Here is a 16,816-nt window from a genome sequence, read left to right on the forward strand (position 1 = left end):
ATCCCTTATTTATTTGACTGAAATGATGTTGGAACATGATGCGCTGCAGTCTCTACTTGGTTGTTGTAGATATGCAGTGCGTCGGCAGTAACTCGTAACGTAACGGGGGTATTCTCAGGCAAATCACTATGGTGATCAGCCTGTATGGTGTGCGCCCCGCAGCGCACACTAATTCGGTAATGGTGTCCAAAGAAGGCGCTCTGTAAAACATGACCTTGGCAGGTTAGATCGGAATCAAAGTGAACATCGTTGCTCAATGAAGAGGCTTTTTCTGATGGCACTGTGACCTGCACGCTTTCGCTTCTAAAATAAATTTGTTGAGCGGATTTAGCGGGCAGCGTGTTGTCGTCGTTTTGCCACTCAATGTGATTTTCTGCCCCCATAAAATTAGCGACAAAAGCACTGCTTGGTGTGCGATATATTTCTTCAGGCGTACCCAGTTGTTCAATTTTCCCTTGGTTTAACACGGCGATTCGATCAGCCATTACAAGCGCTTCTTCTTGATCATGAGTCACAATTAAAGAGGTGAAGCCTAATTGCTTTTGAAGGGACTTTATTTCGTGACGCACATTGAGTCTGACCTTGGCATCAAGGTTAGAAAGTGGCTCATCAAGAACCAACACATCTGGCCTGATGGCTAGAGCTCGGGCGAGAGCCACGCGTTGTCGCTGTCCGCCAGACAATGAGGTGACTTTTTCGTTTTGCAGGCCTTCTAGCTTAACGATGACGAGCAATTCGTTAACGCGATCTTGAATTTCAGCGGTTTTTACTTTGCGTACTTTCAACCCATAACCGATGTTTTGCGCCACGGTTAAGTGAGGCCAAAGGGCGTAGCTTTGAAACACCATAGTGATATTTCGTTTTTCTGCAGGAAGCTTAGTAATGACGCGATCGCCTACATAAATTTCACCATGAGAAGCAGGAACGAAGCCACATAGAGCATTCAGTAATGTGGTTTTACCGCAACCAGAAGGGCCCAATAGGGCGATCATTTCACCTTGATTAATCTCTAAATTAAAATCGTTTAAGATCATCTTGCTGCCATAACCAGCGTGTAGATTCTCAATTTTCAATTGCGTCATATAGGGCTCCGAATCTGGCCTATTTTTTCTTTATTCAATTTATTTTTAAAAAATGAACACGTGTTCACTTGTTTGTAAAAAAAATGTAATCAATTGAAGACATTATGGTTGCCTACTTTGTCTGATCTTTATGACATTTTAATTAAACTAAAAAGACATTTTGGTGCGGCGAGATGAAAATTGATGTGATTGGTAGTGGAAGTGCGTTCTCTGAAATTAACAATACATCTTCAATTCACATTGAAGATAATAGCCATAATCAGTGGTTGATTGACTGTGGCCCCACTATTCCTAGGGCGCTGTGGCAACGTGGCATTGAGGTGAATGCAATACAAGCTATTTACTTTACACATTGCCACCCTGATCACTGTTCAGGCTTAGCGGCATTAGTGAACCAGTGGAAAAGTTTCCAACGCGCTGAACCTTTGGATATTTTTAGCCAACTTGAACAGCAGCCCTTACTAACGTCTTTAGTGGATTTGGCAATCTGGCCAGAGACCGATATTTGCTTTGATATTCGTTGGCACGACATTGCAGATGCATTTACATGGCAGCACTGGGAGATTGAAACGGCTAACACGCAGCATGAAATAAGCAATCGAGCGATTCGCCTTACGGTTGACGGCCAAACGCTATTTTACAGTGGCGATGGTCGACCTACGGCGGCAAGTAAAGTCTTGATGCAAGATGCGGATCTGGCTTTCCAAGAGTGTGCTTCTTTTAATGCGCTGGACGACGATGCCTCTCATGGGGATTTACCAGACTGTATTCGTTTATTGAAAGATACGAATGTTAAAAAGTTGGGTCTTTACCATTGTTTTGATGCGGCTTTGCCAAACCTCCGTGACGCTGCTGGCACTATCCCAAACCTATTTATCAGTTATGACGGTTTAATGCTGAATACCGCTGACGCACTATAAATTGATTGAAAGAGGAGCGATGCTCTTGGCAAAAATCTCAAAGAAATTCACGGTAACCGCACAGGATGTCGCCACCAAAGCGGGCGTATCAAGAGCCGCGGTATCTCGTACTTTTACCAACAATGGTAGCGTCTCCAAAGCCACTCGGGAGAAGGTAATTAGCGCCGCTGACGCCTTGGGCTACCAAGTTAATTTTTTAGCGCAAGGGTTGAACCGCAAGCGTAGCCAATTGATCGGTGTTGTTGTAGCGCGCTTGAGTGACCCGTTCCGCAGTAGTTTACTGGAAGGTTTATTGGCGGAAATCCAGCGAAAAGGTTATCAAGCGTTGGTCACAGAAGTAAGAAACCCTGATGAGCTTGAAGAAACCATTCGTCGATTTACTCAGTTTCAGGTATCGGGCGTTATTGTTACTTCTGGTCAGCCGCCAACGCAACTGGTGAAAGATTGTGTTCAGCATAATATTCCGGTGGTTGGCATCAATCGTCATATGGATCTACCTGACGTTGACTTTGTCTGTTCAGACAACGAAACAGGCGCAACATTAGCGGCTGAGCAATTGATTGCATCTGGCTGTAAAAAGTTTGCATGGCTAAATTATGCAGGCTCTACCTGGGCGGGCGTAAAGCGAGGAGATTCCTTTCATCGCATTATCATGGAGAAATATGCAGAGGATCGGTTTGCGTTGCTTCAAATTGAAGCCACACAAGACGGTTATCAAGGTGGCCGAAGCGCCGCGCATGAGTTTTGTCGATCAGGGGCGTCTGCCGATGGCGTGTTTTGCGCAAACGCTCAGCTCGCGTGTGGGTTTTTAGATGGCATGAGAGAACATGGATTTCACGCACCAAATGACTTTCATTTGATCGGATTCGATGACACACCATTAACCGCTCAATACAGTTATCGCCTAACAACGGTTAGCCAAGATATTGAAGAAACCGCGGTTCGCGCCGTGTCCTGCTTAGAATCAAGAGGGCGTGATGCAAATATCACCCAACGTTTTGAAGTGGTTCCCGTCAAGCTGGTGCTGCGGCATACCTCTCCCCAAATAAGAGAACCGCGATAGCGTGCAAGTGTTTTATTGCGAAGCACCAAGAGCATTTAAAAGAACCTACAACTTAAAAAGGCATTGTTAATGGAACCGATTCAAGACTACACATTATTAGAAAACGCGATTAGAGAAGCCGGAATTCGAGCGCAAGAAATTCGCAAAACTGGATTGTCTGTGACGCAAAAAGGGCGTCAGGATTTTGTTTCTCAAGCAGACCTCTTTGTTGAAAGTGAACTTAGAAAAACGATACTTTCTCTTTACCCAGACGATGATTTTTTGGGTGAAGAAAGTGGCCTGACTAAAGCCAATAATACGCTTGATGGGAACGGTGTTTGGGTGATCGACCCCATTGATGGGACTACTAATTATCTGCAAAAAATGGACTATTGGTGTTTATCTATTGCTTACGTGATCGCTGGTGAAATCCAACTTGGCTTTATTTATGCGCCAGATCGGGATGAGTTTTTCGTTGCTAAAAGAGGTAAGGGAGCATTTTTAAATAACCAACGTTTAACAATACAAGAGCCAGAAAGTGGGAAAGCCATTATAGGCCTAGGCCGTTCAAATCGTCGTCCTTTGAAAAATTATTTGGATGTACTGCATCTATTGGACCAGCACAATGTTGAATATCGTCGTTTTGGTTCGGGCGCGTTGATGTTAGCCCATGTGGCTTCCGGTCAGGTAAATGGGTATTTTGAAGCGCACTTAAACAGCTGGGACGCTCTTGCGGGCCTGCTATTAATCGAAGAGGCGGGTGGTCGTGTGCCTAATTTTCTTGCTAATAATGGTTTGCTTGAAGGGAATTCAGTATGGACGGCCAGTAAAACCTTGTGGGAAGAGTTGAATACTCCGCTAGCAGAGCTTTCTCATTACTCGTAATAAGAGCGCAATAAGCCAAGGTTGCTGATAAGAAGAGAGAATCAAAAAGCAGAAAAATGAAAGGCAGGAAATTAAAAAGTCGAACACAAGTGCTCGACTTTTTCTCGCTAAATTCGAAATTTACAGGGTAACGGCAATGTCTTCAGCAAAACCTAGCATGATGTTTAGGTTTTGCACGGCAGCACCCGAAGCACCTTTGCCAAGGTTGTCTAACTTAGCCACTAATACACCGGATTGATTATCAGGGCCACTCAACACAGATAATTCAACTTGATTCGTGTTCTCAAGACCGTGAGGAGTTAAGAACGGCGCCGAATTATCCACCACGGCATTAAAATCATTGACGGTTACAAAGGCATCCGTCGCATAGGTTTTTAGCAACTCAGCGTGTAGCTGCTCCATGGTGACATTGCCTTTTAGCTGAATCGGTAAAAATGTCAGCATACCTTGACGAAAACTGCCTACGCTTGGCACAAAAATAGGGGACTTATCTAATCCAGACCAGGTTTTAATCTCAGGCAAATGCTTATGATTAAATGTCAGACCGTAAGCGCCGAATGTTGGTGCATTATGCGTGCTTTCATAACGATCGATTAACGCATTACCACCGCCGCTGTAACCAGAAACGGCGTTGATAGAGTAATCGCCAGACGCGGGTAATAACCCTGCTTCTATTAAAGGTTTTAGGAACAGAATCGCACCGGTAGGGTAACAGCCAGGGTTGGAAACAAACTGCGCGTCTTTGATTTTAGCGCGCTGAGTCACATCCAATTCAGGAAGTCCGTACACCCAGCCATCCGCCACGCGGTGAACGGAACTGGCATCAAGAATACGGCAGCCTTCTTCTTTAGCCAGCACAACACTGTCTTTGGCCGCGTCATCAGGCAAGCAAAGTACGGTGACGTCAGCTTCTTTCATCAGACGGCGCTTCTCTTCTACATCGCGTTTCTTAGCGGGATCAATACTGATGATGCTAATGTTCGGATGGTTGACCAAACGGTCTCTTACTTGCAAGCCGGTGGTACCAGTTTCACCATCAATAAATACTTTTTTCACAGCGTGGGGTCCTTTGTGGTCTGTCTTAAATTGTTGCAACGTCAGGGGCTTTGTTGAGCCTTTGCTGAGGTTTTTGGCAGTTTATACTGCGTTTAAGGCGTTATTAATATTTAACGAAGAGTGTAATGCATCCCGCTTCGGGTGAATAGTTGGTAGCCCTGCTAAATGGCTAAAAAATGCCATGCAATAACGTCTTTGCAACTTTATATAGAAGAGCATTTGTAAAAGTATTCCTTGTTGTGGCAGGCTTGATCACGAACATTCACATGAGCCCATTCATCGTACCGAGATTCGCAATGAACAATGACCTTTTACTTGTCACGAATAATGAGAAATACACCGCCAAATTGAAAGCGGCCTTTTTAGCGCGTCGTCCAGAAATCAATGTGTTAGTAGCTGGCGATGCCGGTGCAGAGCAGGCGCAAATGGCCCTTTGCTGGCACCCAGAAGCAGACTTATTAACGCGCTACCCAAATTTAAAATGCCTGCATTCTGTCGCGGCAGGTGTCGACCATTTGGGAACGGAGTTATTAACCTCAGGCTTGCCTGTTTGTCGAGTGGTGGATGACCATCAAAAGCAAGGCATGCTGGAATACGTATTGTGGGGCGCACTCACTGTACAGCGTAATTTTGACAAGATAAGCGCGAACCAAAGCGAGTCAAAATGGCAGGGCTTTCGTCAGCGACCCGCGTCCGACATTCGCGTCAGTGTCTTAGGGTTAGGAGAGCTAGGACAGTTTGTCGCGCGTGGATTAGCGCAATTTGGCTATCGTGTTTCTGGTTGGTCACGTAGCCCTAAAACTCTGAACGGCATCCACTGTTACCACGGTCAAGAAGGGCTAGGTGAAATGCTAAAAGAAACCGAACTACTGGTAAACTTATTGCCATTAAGCCCAGCGACAAAAGGCATATTAAACAAAGACTTGTTTAATAAAATGCCAGAGGGCGGTTACCTCATCAACGTAGGGCGTGGTGGTCATTTGATCCAAGAAGACTTAATCGAGCGGATCGATGCGGGCCATCTACGAGGCGCCTTATTAGACGTATTCAACCAAGAACCCTTACCCGCCACAGACCCATTATGGACCACCAAAGGCATCACAATCACCCCGCATTTAGCCTCTGATGCTTCACTACCCACCATCATCGAACAAGTCGCAGACAACGTACTAAGCTTTGTCAGCAAGGGTGAATTGAATAATCAAATAGACTTAACAAAAGGCTACTGATAAACCGAGCAGATCCAGAACTACAATCAATTTTCTCCCAGCCTCCGCCTCAGCGGAGGCTGCCAAACTAAATTACCGAACCTTGCGTTCGTTTTTTTTGCTTATTTTTTAATTATGCGCTTGCATAAAATTATGCAATTGCATAATAATGAAGGCTAATTCATTTTTGATATTTTAATTCTAGTAAATTCAACGAAAGGGCAATCTATGAAATCATTTGGTAGTCAATCTATGGTCGCACCGATTAAGCGTGTCTTGATGCGTCGTCCTGGTGAGAGTCTTCGCAACGCAGATCCTTCTGAATGGCATTACGGTCATCAGTTCAATGGAGAAAAGGCGATTGCTCAGTATGATGAGTTTGCTAAGTTAGTCGCCTCTTCAGGTGCTGAAATTACTTGGTTGGAAGACAATGGTGATGGTCTATGTGATGCCATGTTTACCCAAGATGCCTCATTAGTGACGGATCATGGTGCAGTGCTATTAAATATGGGCAAGCCTCTACGTATGCCTGAGCCTGACTTACATGGTGTAGCTTATAAAAAAGCAGGTGTTCCTATTCTTGGTGCATTAACTGGCGAAGCTCGAATAGAAGGTGGTGATTTTATTTGGCTAAATGACAAAACCATTATTGTAGGATGTGGTTTTCGTTCTAACCGTGAAGGGATTGACCAACTTAATAGTATTTTAAATCCATACGATATTAATGTGATTGGCTTTGATTTACCTGTTTGGCAAGGTGCTGAAGCTTGTTTGCATTTGATGTCCATGATTTCACCTTTGGATGAGAAGCTGGTACTTATTTATTCTCCGTTAATGCCAACTGCATTTTATACTTTGTTATTAAAAGAAGGTTTTACTTTGCTAGATGCTCCCGCGGAAGAGTTTTTAGGCAGCGGCGGTTTGAATTTAAACGTCTTACCCATCAACCCTCGCGAATGCATTATGATTTCAGGATTTCCTGAGACCAAACGAATGATGGAAGACGCAGGTTGTACTGTACATACTTTTGAAGGTGATGCGTTATGTATTGCTTGTGAAGGTGGGCCAACCTGTTTGACGAATACAATTTTTAGAGAAAACTAAGCCAACAAAACTAATAAACGAAAATAGAATATTCGTTTATTATTTTAAGTAGATTCTATTAACAATCAAATATTGTAAGAGAGACATCATGAAGAACATATTTTTAATACTGCTCATGTCGTTTTATGTAAGTATCGCCTCAGCGTCAGATGGTGACTTATGGAAGAAATCAACATTGAATGAAATAGTTACCCGTGGTTCGTTACAGGTTTGTCTAGATACCGGCTATTTACCTTTTGAAATGCGTGATAAAAAAGGTCGTATTGTTGGTTTTGACGTTGATATTGCAAAATCGATGGCCAATGCAATGAATGTTAAATTAGATATTCGTAATACCGCGTGGGACGGTATTATCCCAGCTTTATTGACGTCTAAGTGTGACATTATTATGTCGGGTATGACGATTACTGCTCAGCGTAATTTAAAAGTTAATTTCGTTGACCCTTATATTGTTATTGGCCAAACGGTTCTTATTAGTCCTAAATTGAAAGGGATTGTTAAATCTTATAAAGATTTAAATGATCCTAAATACACCATAGCCACTAGATTGGGTGTGACGGGTGAGTTTGTAACCAAAAAATATATGAGTAAAGCGAAGTTGAATTTACTTGAAACAGAGTCAGCAGCCGTGCTTGAAGTTATTAATGGTAAAGCTGATGCATTTGTTTACGATATGCCATTTAACGCTATTTATGCGTCTCAAAATAAAGGCAAGATAGTTCATCTTGATCACGTTTTTACTTATGAGCCTCTTGCTTGGGCAATTCGTAAAGGCGATCCAGACTTTATGAATTTTTTGAATAATTACCTTGCTCAAGTTAAAGGTGATGGTACTTACAACAAAATCTATCATAAGTGGTTTGAAACAGATAACTGGATGAGCACAATTCAATAGAGCCATCTTATTTAAGCTATATCCTATATGATGAAGTAGGATGTAGCTTAAATTTCGATTGTCATTTCAGTGCTTACCCTAAGTTAAAATTGAGTCTTATTTTCTTATCTAAAAGTTAAGAGATTTGAAAATCTCATCCTAACAAAGGTTTAAATACGGAGAACCTCTTACCAATGAAAGAGCAAAATAATCTGCTTTTATGGAAAGCTGTCTTTATCCTAGTCATGATAGGTCTGGGATTTGGTATTTACGCTTCTAGTAAAAGTATCGACTATACATGGCGCTGGGAAAGAATTCCACAGTATATTATTAGCGTAGAACCTAAGGATATTCGATCTCCATTTGATGGCACTGTACAAAGCGTTGATATTAAACATCACAAAATGGTTGTTCAACCAGATCAAGGTGGTGACCCTTTTATTATTAAAGAATTCGATAAAGTTAATGTAATGTCTGGCGATATTGTTTTTGAAGGAGATCCATTGGCTGAGGTTAATGGTTGGCGGATTGGTCCTATTCTATGGGGATTAATTGTTACACTAAAACTATCCTTTGTAGCGCTTATTTTTGCAATGATTATAGGTCTGTGTACAGGACTTGCTCGGATATCTGATAATCCTGCCTTACGATATTTTGCTATTACCTATGTGGAAATAATTCGTGGTACACCCTTATTAGTACAAATATTCATTTTCTACTTCTTTATTGGTACCGTTTTAGATCTTGATCGATTTACTGCGGGTGTTGCTGCGTTGTCTGTCTTTACCGGCGCTTATGTTGCTGAAATCATACGATCTGGAATTCAATCTATTCACCCCGGTCAGATGGAAGCTGCACGAAGTGTGGGAATGAATTATTTTCAGGCAATGATTCATGTTATTTTGCCACAAGCTTTTAAAAGAACCCTGCCTCCATTAGCTGGCCAGCTAATTAATTTAATCAAAGATTCTTCATTAGTATCTGTCATATCAATTACCGATTTGACGAAAGCAGGACGAGAAGTGGTCAGCTCGACCTTTGCACCATTTGAAGTGTGGTTCACCGTTGCGATCATGTATTTAGTGCTTACCGGGGGCTTGTCTTGGGTTATTCAAAAGTTAGAGAAGAGGTTATCTGCCAGTGACTAAAGTATTGAGTGAAAGCATCATCGTTGCTGATAATGTGGAAAAAATATATCCCAATCATTGCCATGCACTAAAAAATGTATCACTTGAGATTAAGCGAGGTGAAGTGGTAGTTATTATTGGGCCTAGTGGTTCCGGAAAATCAACTTTTCTGCGGACACTTAATCAACTTGAGACCATTTCAGATGGAACTATCTATATTAATGGTGTTGATGTAACAGCCAAAAGTACCAATATCAATAAAGTACGGGAAGAGGTGGGAATGGTATTTCAGTCTTTTAACTTATTCCCCCACAAAACTGCACTGGGTAACGTCATGCTATCGCCATTAAAGGTGCTGAAAAAAACCAAATTTGAAGCGGAAACAGAAGCGCACGAACTGCTAACCAAAGTGGGATTAGCCAATCGTATGAACAGTTATCCTTCGCACTTATCAGGTGGGCAACAGCAGCGTGTCGCGATTGCTAGAGCATTGGCAATGAAGCCTAAAATCATGTTATTTGATGAGCCAACAAGCGCCCTTGATCCTGAAATGGTCGGTGAAGTATTAGATGTGATGAAAAGCCTCGCTAGTGATGGCATGACTATGGTTGTGGTAACTCACGAGATGGGATTTGCCCGTGAAGTAGCCGATCGAGTCGTGTTTATGGAAGATGGTGAGTTAGTCTTTGAAGAGCAGCCAGACCGTTTTTTTGATTCTTCCAATCCAAGGTTACAGCGCTTTCTAGGTCAAGTTTTGTAGTGATTAGTGATATATTGTCGATTAAGTCATGATTTTATGCAGTAGAATGTATCCCTCTGTAAAATGGGTCTTTACCACTTTGCAGATGACTAAAAATGGACTTATGTATTTGATCTATATTATTTTAGAGAGTGTTAAGTTTGAATGACAAGTAAACGAAGAGAAGGCAATAATCGTCGGCAAGAGCTAGTAAATGCAACATTAGAATGCATTGCCAATGAAGGCTTACAGGGCGCAACAGTTCGTCGGGTTTCTGAGTGTGCAGGTGTAACCAATGGGCTGATTCGTTTCTATTTTTCGGGAAAAAATGAGCTAATCAGAGCGGCCTATAGTGCTTTGTTGAATCATATTTATACGACGGCACGAATAGGGATTGATAATGAACTATTATCAGCAAAACGTCGTTTACGTAACTTTATTGAAGCGACATTAAGCCCTCCTATTGTCGCACCTCGTACGGTATTACTGTGGGCGAATTTTCTACCTTTAACCTACAGCGACCCTGAAATGGCGATTATTCGTCGTAAAGCTTATGTTGACACAACCGATGTGTTAGCCACACTCATTGAGCAATCTTTCAAAGAAGACAATCGCGAATTCAGCGCCACCGATATTGAAAACTTCTCAATAAAAGCCAATGCCTTGATCGATGGATTATGGCTTGACGGAAGCATGTATAGTGAGAAGTTTCAAGACGGCGCCTTAGTAAAAATTGGTTTAGAAGCCGTATCATCTGTACTGCGTTTAGAGTTAATAGACATTCAAAAGTAAGGGTAAGAAAAGAATGGGATGAGTTTATAGATATTACTCATTGCTTTGTTCAATGCAATGCCGATTTATCCTCTGCTCATCTTACCGTTTAGTGGTGAGAATCTCGAATATTACAATGGGGCCTTATGAGTGCATGAATCACTCGATTTATGATAAGCGCTTTAAGTAATAGGCGAAAGTAGACAGTATTAGATGGCAGCCACAGCAAGTAGGCGACTAGGTTAAATTGTAAAATAAAAAGGCATCGTGTTGATTTTTCCACGATGCCTTTTTTTGTTTGATGGTTTTACTTATTGGGCGGTATAACCCCCATCAATAACGATGGCTTGCCCTGTGACGCCTTTTGCGGATGGGCTGGTGAGAAATAAGCAGTAGTCTGAAATTTCCTTGACGCTGAGTAGGCGTTTTTGTGGCACCAGTGGCCATATAACTTCTTCAAGTACGTTGTCGAGTGGAACATTTCTGCTTTTAGACAATTCTTCCAGTTGGTTTCTAACCAGTGGGGTGTCCACATAACCTGGGCAAAGTGCATTCACGGTGACGCCGAATGGGGCGGCTTCTAATGCGGTTACTTTGGTTAGGCCGATAACGCCATGTTTCGCTGAGTTGTATCCTGCTTTGCCAGCAAAGCCGATTAAACCGTTGATTGATGCCATGTTGATAATTCGCCCATCGCCTTTTTCTTTCATTAGTGGCAAGAGCTTTTTAATGGCAACAAATGGGGCGATCAACATAATATCAATTAGCTTACGGTACATGTCGGACGGAAACTCTTCAATCGGTGCTATGTATTGGATGCCGGCGTTGTTTATTAAGATATCGATGTGGCCAAATCTTTTTATAGCGTCATCAATGGCGGATATAAACTGGGCTTCGTGGGTGACATCACAAATGAAGAAGTCGCATTGCTCTTGGAATGCTGAAAAGCGTATTTTGGCGTCTTCAATGGCGTGTTGGCTAAAGTCTAAAATAGCGACCTGCATGCCGGCTTCTAGATAAGCGTGGGCTATTTCTAGCCCAATGCCGCTGGCTGCGCCTGTGATTAAAACGGTTTTTTTATTCATTTTATTCTCCAAACTTTTATTCTCAAAACAAGAAAGCAATTAAGGTTAGCCGTAGATGACTTTAGGCAACCAAAGAACGAGGTCTGGGAAAATAAAAACCAGAAGTACAGCCAATAGTTGCAATAAAATAAACGGAATAACCCCTTTGTAGATATGCAATGTTGTGACACTAGGAGGTGCAACACCTTTTAAGTAAAACAGAGAGAAACCGACGGGCGGTGTTAAGAAAGATGTTTGCAATGCCAAAGCAAACAATACTACAAACCACACTAAATTAAAGCCTAGAGCGACAACAACAGGGCCAACCAAAGGCAGCAGTATCAAGCTTATTTCAAGCCAATCTAGGAAGAAACCAGCCACAAATGCGATGAGCAGAATAACAATGATAATTCCGGTTGGAGACAATGGAATACCTTGCAGCAGGCTGCTAATAAACTCATCTCCCCCAAGGGTTCTTAAGACAACAGCAAAAGCGGTGGCACCGAGAAAAATACCAAATACGAATGAAGTAGTGATGGTGGTTTTTCGGCACACTTCTGCGAGCATGGCGAGGTTAAAACGTTTATTTAGAATGGCTAATAACGTCGCTCCTAAGGCGCCCACACCAGCGGCTTCGGTTGGTGAAACAATGCCCATAAAAATAGAGCCTAGAACAGAGAGGATGAGCGCTAACGGTGGAAAAACCGCTTTCATCGTAGACCAGATTAATGCTTTGCTAATAGGGGGTAAGTCTATTGGTGGATGACAAACTTTTGGGTTAAAAATCGCCGTTAGGATGACGTAAGCAATATACAAGGTGCCTAATAATAACCCTGGAACAAGCGCCCCCATGAACAAGTTACCAACAGACAGTGATAATTGGTCAGCCATGATGATCAGCATGATACTAGGCGGAATTAAAATCCCCAATGTGCCTGACGATGCAACAATACCACTGGCAAAGGATGGCGAATATTTTTGCTCAAGCATGATCGGCATGGACAACATAGCGAGCAATACCACAGAGGCGCCGACAATGCCGGTAGACGCGGCGAATAAGATACCGATTAGAATAACCGCTACGCCGAGCCCGCCGCGGAAGCGTCCAAATAGGTTTACAAAATTGACCATCAGGCGTTCAGCGACACCGGAGCGTTCTAGCATCAGTCCCATAAAAATAAACATGGGCAGGGCGACTAATACCCAGTTGCTCATTTGAGCGTAAATCCGTTGCACTATGGTGCCGTAAATCCGCCAATCGGTCATGTAGTAGGTGTCCCAGTCTAGATACTGAGACGTGACAACGCCGACAACACTGAAAATGATGGCGAGTCCAGCTAAAACCCAAGCAACAGGGAAGCCAGAAAAAATAAGTAAGATAAAGCAGCCAAGCATGGCTATGACTAAAAATTCGTATGTTTCGAACACATTCTTCCCCTAATGATTAGCGTGGTGTGTGGTTATTGGAGGTGGGCGTCTTAGTTAAAAAAGCGACGCATCTCAGCCAGCGAGAAGTGGCGGCTATCATTAATAATCCTAAAGCGATTGGAATGAATGATTTAATAATCCAGCGCATAGGCAGTCCGTCAAAAGATTGGGACACTTCATGCAAGCGATAAGATCTTTCAACAAAGGGCAGCGCATAGCTAAACATCACAATACAAAAGGGGAGCAGTAATAAGGTGATGCCACACACTTCAACCCATGCTCTGGTGCGAAGTGGCCAGTGTTCTGCCAATGCATCGACACGAACATGACCATCATGAATATAACAATAAGAAAGGCCTAGCATAAAACCAACGGCGTATAGGTGCCATTGCAGCTCTTCTAGTGCGACAAAAGTGGTGTTGAATAAATAACGCATGAGCGCGTTACCAACAATTAGCAGCATTAAAATAAGCCATAGCCAAGAGGAATATTGGCCGATTTTTTCAATGCTAGATTCGATGATTTTCGAAATTTTAGTATGAGGTAACTGGTTTAGGCTTGAGTGCGATAGCTTTGCCTCAATTTCTGCCAAATCCAACTCAGTAGTATGATCAGACATACCATTCTCCTTTGATTCCGGATGCTAGCATCCAGTGAAAAACGTCGGCATCATTCGATGCCGACTCACTAAACAGAGTGTCAAATAGAGTTATTTCGTATCCCAATCACGCGGTAAGTAACCTAGCTTTTTCCATGAGCTGTGTTCTTTTTGGAACGCTTTCATAGAGGCATAGATTTCTGCAAATTGAGCGTTGTCTTTAGAGTGACGAGCCATGACTTTGTCGGTGGCTTTTTCGAAAGCTTTTAAGATTTCAGGAGAATATTGGTGTAATTGCACGCCTTTTTCTTCGAACTTCGCTAATACACCGCCTTGTAAGGCTTCGGATTTTGAAATCGCGAGTGTGTTGGCTGCCATACAGGTTGTTTCGATTAACGATTGGGTTTGCTTGTTAAGTTTTTGCCAGTCGTTGGTGTTGATGTAGAGGAATTGGTTGGTTGAAGGCTGGTGCCAACCTGGAAGGTAGTAATGTTTTGCGACTTGATAGAAGCCAAGTTGCTCATCCACCGTAGGGATAGAGAATTCGGTGCCATCTAGTACGCCAGTTTCTAGCGCTTGATAGAGTTCGCCGCCTGGGAAGACGTTAATCGACATGCCAAATTCAGACATGATTTCGCCACCCAGTCCTGCGGCACGAAATTTAAGTCCGTTTAGGTCATCAACCGTGTTGATTTCTTTTCGGAACCAACCTGCGGCTTCTGGGCTGATTGTGCCACAAAGAATAGGGTAGACATCATAGGGTTTAAACAGCTTTTTAAGCATCTTGTCGCCACCATGGAAATACATCCATGCGGTAAACTCATTTGATTCAAGGCCAAAAGGTGTCGCGCCAAATAACGCGGCAGCAGGAACTTGTCCCCACTCATACCCCATCCATGAATACCCAGCAGAAATATTGCCAGAGCTGACATTATCAAAAATACTTAATGCAGGAACAAGAGAACCAGGTTCAAAAACCTTAAGGTTTACTTTACCGCCGCTGCTTTCTTTTAGCATTTTAGACACTTCAGGCATGGTATCGCCAAGCGCAACTAAAGAAGAGGAGAAAGCCATAGGGACTTGCCAGCGTATTTTATTGAAGTCAGCGTAGGAAGAGGCTGTGAAGGTTAAACCAGTTAGGCACATTGCTGTTACGAGAGCTTTTTTCATGGTGTTCATCCTATTATTTTTATAGTTTTTATATCGTGCAAGCCAAAGAATCTTCCATATAGGTTAAGGCGTCTTCGGAGCTAATAGGATTACTATCAAAAACAATGCCATAAAAATAAAATCCTTATTTATCATGTGGTTATGTTTCATTTGAGATTTTTGTAAAATAAAACAGAATAAACTTCCGAAAACTCGGACGGTTATTAAGAATAAGGCTAGGTATTTATCAAATATAGTCCGGTATATCGGAAATTGACCGAATACTCGGACGATTATTCGGCTTTTTTGTTGAGTTTTCGTAAAGAAGGTGGCTAGCTTATCCCATATTTGTCTATTTTTTCATAAAAAGTGGATTTACTAATGCCCAGTTTTTTAGCCGCTTTAGTACGGTTGTCCCCACATTCTATTAACGCTGCTTTGATGATCTCTCTTTCTGCTGCATTGAGCTGTTCCTTTAGACTGCCCTCGGCCTGTTTGATCGTAAAGTGAGGTTGGTGTTCTTGGGGCCTTGGTATGATCTGAGATAATTGCACTGGCAATAAGGATAAGGGAATTTTCCTATCATGGCTGGTGTAAAACGCCGCTTCCATAACATTTTCTAGCTCACGAATATTTCCCGGCCAATCATAAGCAAGCATGGCAGTGAGGGCTTGAACGGTGAGTTTAGGCGCGCGTCTTCCAGTACGACGTGACAGCTTTTGTAGAAAGAAATCCGCCAGTTTGGCGATATCGTCGCGCCGCTCTCTGAGTGCTGGGAGGTTAATCGATACGACGTTGATCCGATAGTACAGATCTTCACGAAAATCACCGGAGGCGATCAGGCTTTCTAAAGGGCGATGTGTTGCGGTGATAAGACGAATATTGAGCGGTGTGGCGTGAGTGCCGCCGACTGATTCCACTTCTCTGTCTTGTAGTACTCGCAGTAATTTCGCCTGCATGGGTAAGGGTAAGTCGCCGATTTCATCAAGAAACAAGGTGCCGCCATTGGCGAGTTGAAACTTACCCGCTTTGCCGCCTCGTTTAGCGCCAGTAAAAGCCCCTTCTTCATAACCGAATAATTCGCTTTCTAATAGGTTCTCTGGAATAGCGGCGCAATTTACTTTAATAAAAGGAAATTCAGCACGGTCAGAAAGCTGGTGTATTGCGTGGGCGTAAAGTTCTTTGCCAGTGCCTGATTCTCCTCGAATTAACACGGTCACATCGCCTGAAGCGACTTGCTTTACTTTCGCGCTAAGAGATTTCATCACTTGGCTATCGCCAATAACATCGTTGAGCTGAAAGCTGGCTCCAGTCACTGTTTTATTCGATGTAAGCTGCTTTTGGCTGCTAAAGTCTTGTTCTGCAAGTAAGGCTTTGATGTGCGTGTTGATTTGCTTCCATTCGTGGGTGTCGTGAAAAATCACTGTGCCAACGGCGCCGATGACCTCTCCTTGTTCGATAATAGGAAAGCGATTGGCAATCATAGTACTGCCAAGTATTTTTTGTAGTGACAGGCGCTCTGCTTTCCCGGTCTGAACCGTGATATGCATACGCGTATTTTCAATCACTTCTGTGACTTTTTTGCCTTTAACGTCTTCGGCTTTAACCCCTAGGAAACGTGCGTAGGGGCGATTAATAAAGAAGATTTTTGATTGATGATCGACGATGACAACCCATTCTTCCATCGCATTCAAAATCGATTTATAGGTATTGGCTGCCTGAGTGAGCTTTTCTGTTTTTTTAAACGGCATATCGACTCCGTGCAATGG

General features: G+C 42.8%; 16 protein-coding genes. 9 read left to right on the forward strand and 7 right to left on the reverse strand.

Annotation, left to right across the window (positions count from 1 at the left end):
- Positions 1-5: 5 nt before the first annotated feature.
- Positions 6-1,082, reverse strand: a complete 1,077-nt coding sequence (locus E0D70_RS00580; RefSeq protein ID WP_133010317.1) for an ABC transporter ATP-binding protein — start codon at positions 1,080-1,082, stop codon at positions 6-8.
- Positions 1,083-1,255: 173 nt separating this feature from the next.
- On the opposite strand from E0D70_RS00580, the gene E0D70_RS00585 reads away from it, so the two are divergent.
- The 3 genes from E0D70_RS00585 (at position 1,256) to E0D70_RS00595 (ending at position 3,929) form a co-directional block, all read left to right on the forward strand.
- Positions 1,256-2,002 (forward strand): MBL fold metallo-hydrolase, encoded by a 747-nt coding sequence (locus E0D70_RS00585; protein WP_133010318.1) that lies wholly within the window; start codon positions 1,256-1,258, stop codon positions 2,000-2,002.
- Positions 2,003-2,027: 25 nt separating this feature from the next.
- Positions 2,028-3,065, forward strand: coding sequence for a LacI family DNA-binding transcriptional regulator (locus E0D70_RS00590; RefSeq protein ID WP_240536917.1), 1,038 nt, complete (start codon positions 2,028-2,030; stop codon positions 3,063-3,065).
- A 69-nt stretch (positions 3,066-3,134) separates the two neighbouring features.
- Positions 3,135-3,929, forward strand: a complete 795-nt coding sequence (locus tag E0D70_RS00595; RefSeq protein WP_133010320.1) for an inositol monophosphatase family protein — start codon at positions 3,135-3,137, stop codon at positions 3,927-3,929.
- A gap of 120 nt (positions 3,930-4,049) precedes the next feature.
- Here the strand turns inward: E0D70_RS00595 and argC are convergent, their stop codons facing one another.
- A complete protein-coding gene (gene argC / locus E0D70_RS00600) occupies positions 4,050-4,985 on the reverse strand; it encodes an N-acetyl-gamma-glutamyl-phosphate reductase (protein ID WP_133010321.1) in 936 nt (311 codons plus the stop codon).
- 296 nt (positions 4,986-5,281) lie between these two features.
- Here argC and E0D70_RS00605 point away from each other — a divergent pair, with 296 nt between their 5' ends.
- The 6 genes from E0D70_RS00605 to E0D70_RS00630 all read left to right on the forward strand — a co-directional run bounded on the left by E0D70_RS00605 (position 5,282) and on the right by E0D70_RS00630 (position 10,829).
- Positions 5,282-6,214 (forward strand): 2-hydroxyacid dehydrogenase, encoded by a 933-nt coding sequence (locus E0D70_RS00605; RefSeq protein WP_133010322.1) that lies wholly within the window; start codon positions 5,282-5,284, stop codon positions 6,212-6,214.
- Between the two features lie 207 nt (positions 6,215-6,421).
- Positions 6,422-7,297: a dimethylarginine dimethylaminohydrolase family protein gene (locus E0D70_RS00610; protein WP_133010323.1), complete on the forward strand. Its 876-nt coding sequence runs from the start codon at positions 6,422-6,424 to the stop codon at positions 7,295-7,297.
- Between the two features lie 88 nt (positions 7,298-7,385).
- On the forward strand, positions 7,386-8,192 hold the full coding sequence (locus E0D70_RS00615; RefSeq protein ID WP_133010324.1) for a transporter substrate-binding domain-containing protein: 807 nt from the start codon (positions 7,386-7,388) through the stop codon (positions 8,190-8,192).
- A 173-nt stretch (positions 8,193-8,365) separates the two neighbouring features.
- Entirely contained in the window at positions 8,366-9,319 is a 954-nt protein-coding gene (locus E0D70_RS00620) for an amino acid ABC transporter permease (RefSeq protein WP_133010325.1), read from the forward strand.
- Positions 9,312-10,058, forward strand: coding sequence for an ATP-binding cassette domain-containing protein (locus E0D70_RS00625; protein WP_133010326.1), 747 nt, complete (start codon positions 9,312-9,314; stop codon positions 10,056-10,058). Before E0D70_RS00620 ends, E0D70_RS00625 begins: the two co-directional genes overlap by 8 nt.
- A 144-nt stretch (positions 10,059-10,202) precedes the next feature.
- Positions 10,203-10,829, forward strand: a complete 627-nt coding sequence (locus E0D70_RS00630; RefSeq protein WP_133010327.1) for a TetR/AcrR family transcriptional regulator — start codon at positions 10,203-10,205, stop codon at positions 10,827-10,829.
- Positions 10,830-11,119: 290 nt separating this feature from the next.
- Here the strand turns inward: E0D70_RS00630 and E0D70_RS00635 are convergent, their stop codons facing one another.
- The 5 genes from E0D70_RS00635 to E0D70_RS00655 all read right to left on the reverse strand — a co-directional run bounded on the left by E0D70_RS00635 (position 11,120) and on the right by E0D70_RS00655 (position 16,798).
- The gene (locus E0D70_RS00635) at positions 11,120-11,893 is read right to left on the reverse strand and encodes a 3-hydroxybutyrate dehydrogenase (RefSeq protein WP_207923171.1); all 774 of its coding nucleotides are present in this window, start codon (positions 11,891-11,893) and stop codon (positions 11,120-11,122) included.
- 45 nt (positions 11,894-11,938) lie between these two features.
- Positions 11,939-13,300 carry a TRAP transporter large permease gene (locus E0D70_RS00640; protein ID WP_133010329.1) on the reverse strand — a complete coding sequence of 454 codons (1,362 nt, stop codon included), beginning with the start codon at positions 13,298-13,300 and terminating at the stop codon, positions 11,939-11,941.
- A 16-nt stretch (positions 13,301-13,316) separates the two neighbouring features.
- Positions 13,317-13,919 (reverse strand): TRAP transporter small permease subunit, encoded by a 603-nt coding sequence (locus E0D70_RS00645; RefSeq protein WP_133010330.1) that lies wholly within the window; start codon positions 13,917-13,919, stop codon positions 13,317-13,319.
- 90 nt (positions 13,920-14,009) lie between these two features.
- Positions 14,010-15,068 carry a TRAP transporter substrate-binding protein gene (locus E0D70_RS00650; RefSeq protein WP_133010331.1) on the reverse strand — a complete coding sequence of 353 codons (1,059 nt, stop codon included), beginning with the start codon at positions 15,066-15,068 and terminating at the stop codon, positions 14,010-14,012.
- A gap of 311 nt (positions 15,069-15,379) precedes the next feature.
- A complete protein-coding gene (locus E0D70_RS00655; protein WP_133010332.1) occupies positions 15,380-16,798 on the reverse strand; it encodes a sigma-54 interaction domain-containing protein in 1,419 nt (472 codons plus the stop codon).
- Positions 16,799-16,816: the final 18 nt, after the last annotated feature.

The organism is Marinomonas flavescens (assembly GCF_004352835.1).
GTDB lineage: Bacteria > Pseudomonadota > Gammaproteobacteria > Pseudomonadales > Marinomonadaceae > Marinomonas > Marinomonas flavescens.

Bases quoted from the DNA above. Each gene is read 5' to 3' on its own strand.
- E0D70_RS00580 (WP_133010317.1), bottom strand. From the start codon at position 1,082: ATGACGCAATTGAAAATTGAGAATCTACACGCTGGTTATGGCAGCAAG.
- E0D70_RS00585 (WP_133010318.1), top strand. From the start codon at position 1,256: ATGAAAATTGATGTGATTGGTAGTGGAAGTGCGTTCTCTGAAATTAAC.
- E0D70_RS00595 (WP_133010320.1), top strand. From the start codon at position 3,135: ATGGAACCGATTCAAGACTACACATTATTAGAAAACGCGATTAGAGAA.
- E0D70_RS00605 (WP_133010322.1), top strand. From the start codon at position 5,282: ATGAACAATGACCTTTTACTTGTCACGAATAATGAGAAATACACCGCC.
- E0D70_RS00610 (WP_133010323.1), top strand. From the start codon at position 6,422: ATGAAATCATTTGGTAGTCAATCTATGGTCGCACCGATTAAGCGTGTC.
- E0D70_RS00615 (WP_133010324.1), top strand. From the start codon at position 7,386: ATGAAGAACATATTTTTAATACTGCTCATGTCGTTTTATGTAAGTATC.
- E0D70_RS00620 (WP_133010325.1), top strand. From the start codon at position 8,366: ATGAAAGAGCAAAATAATCTGCTTTTATGGAAAGCTGTCTTTATCCTA.
- E0D70_RS00630 (WP_133010327.1), top strand. From the start codon at position 10,203: ATGACAAGTAAACGAAGAGAAGGCAATAATCGTCGGCAAGAGCTAGTA.
- E0D70_RS00635 (WP_207923171.1), bottom strand. From the start codon at position 11,893: ATGAATAAAAAAACCGTTTTAATCACAGGCGCAGCCAGCGGCATTGGG.
- E0D70_RS00645 (WP_133010330.1), bottom strand. From the start codon at position 13,919: ATGTCTGATCATACTACTGAGTTGGATTTGGCAGAAATTGAGGCAAAG.
- E0D70_RS00650 (WP_133010331.1), bottom strand. From the start codon at position 15,068: ATGAAAAAAGCTCTCGTAACAGCAATGTGCCTAACTGGTTTAACCTTC.
- E0D70_RS00655 (WP_133010332.1), bottom strand. From the start codon at position 16,798: ATGCCGTTTAAAAAAACAGAAAAGCTCACTCAGGCAGCCAATACCTAT.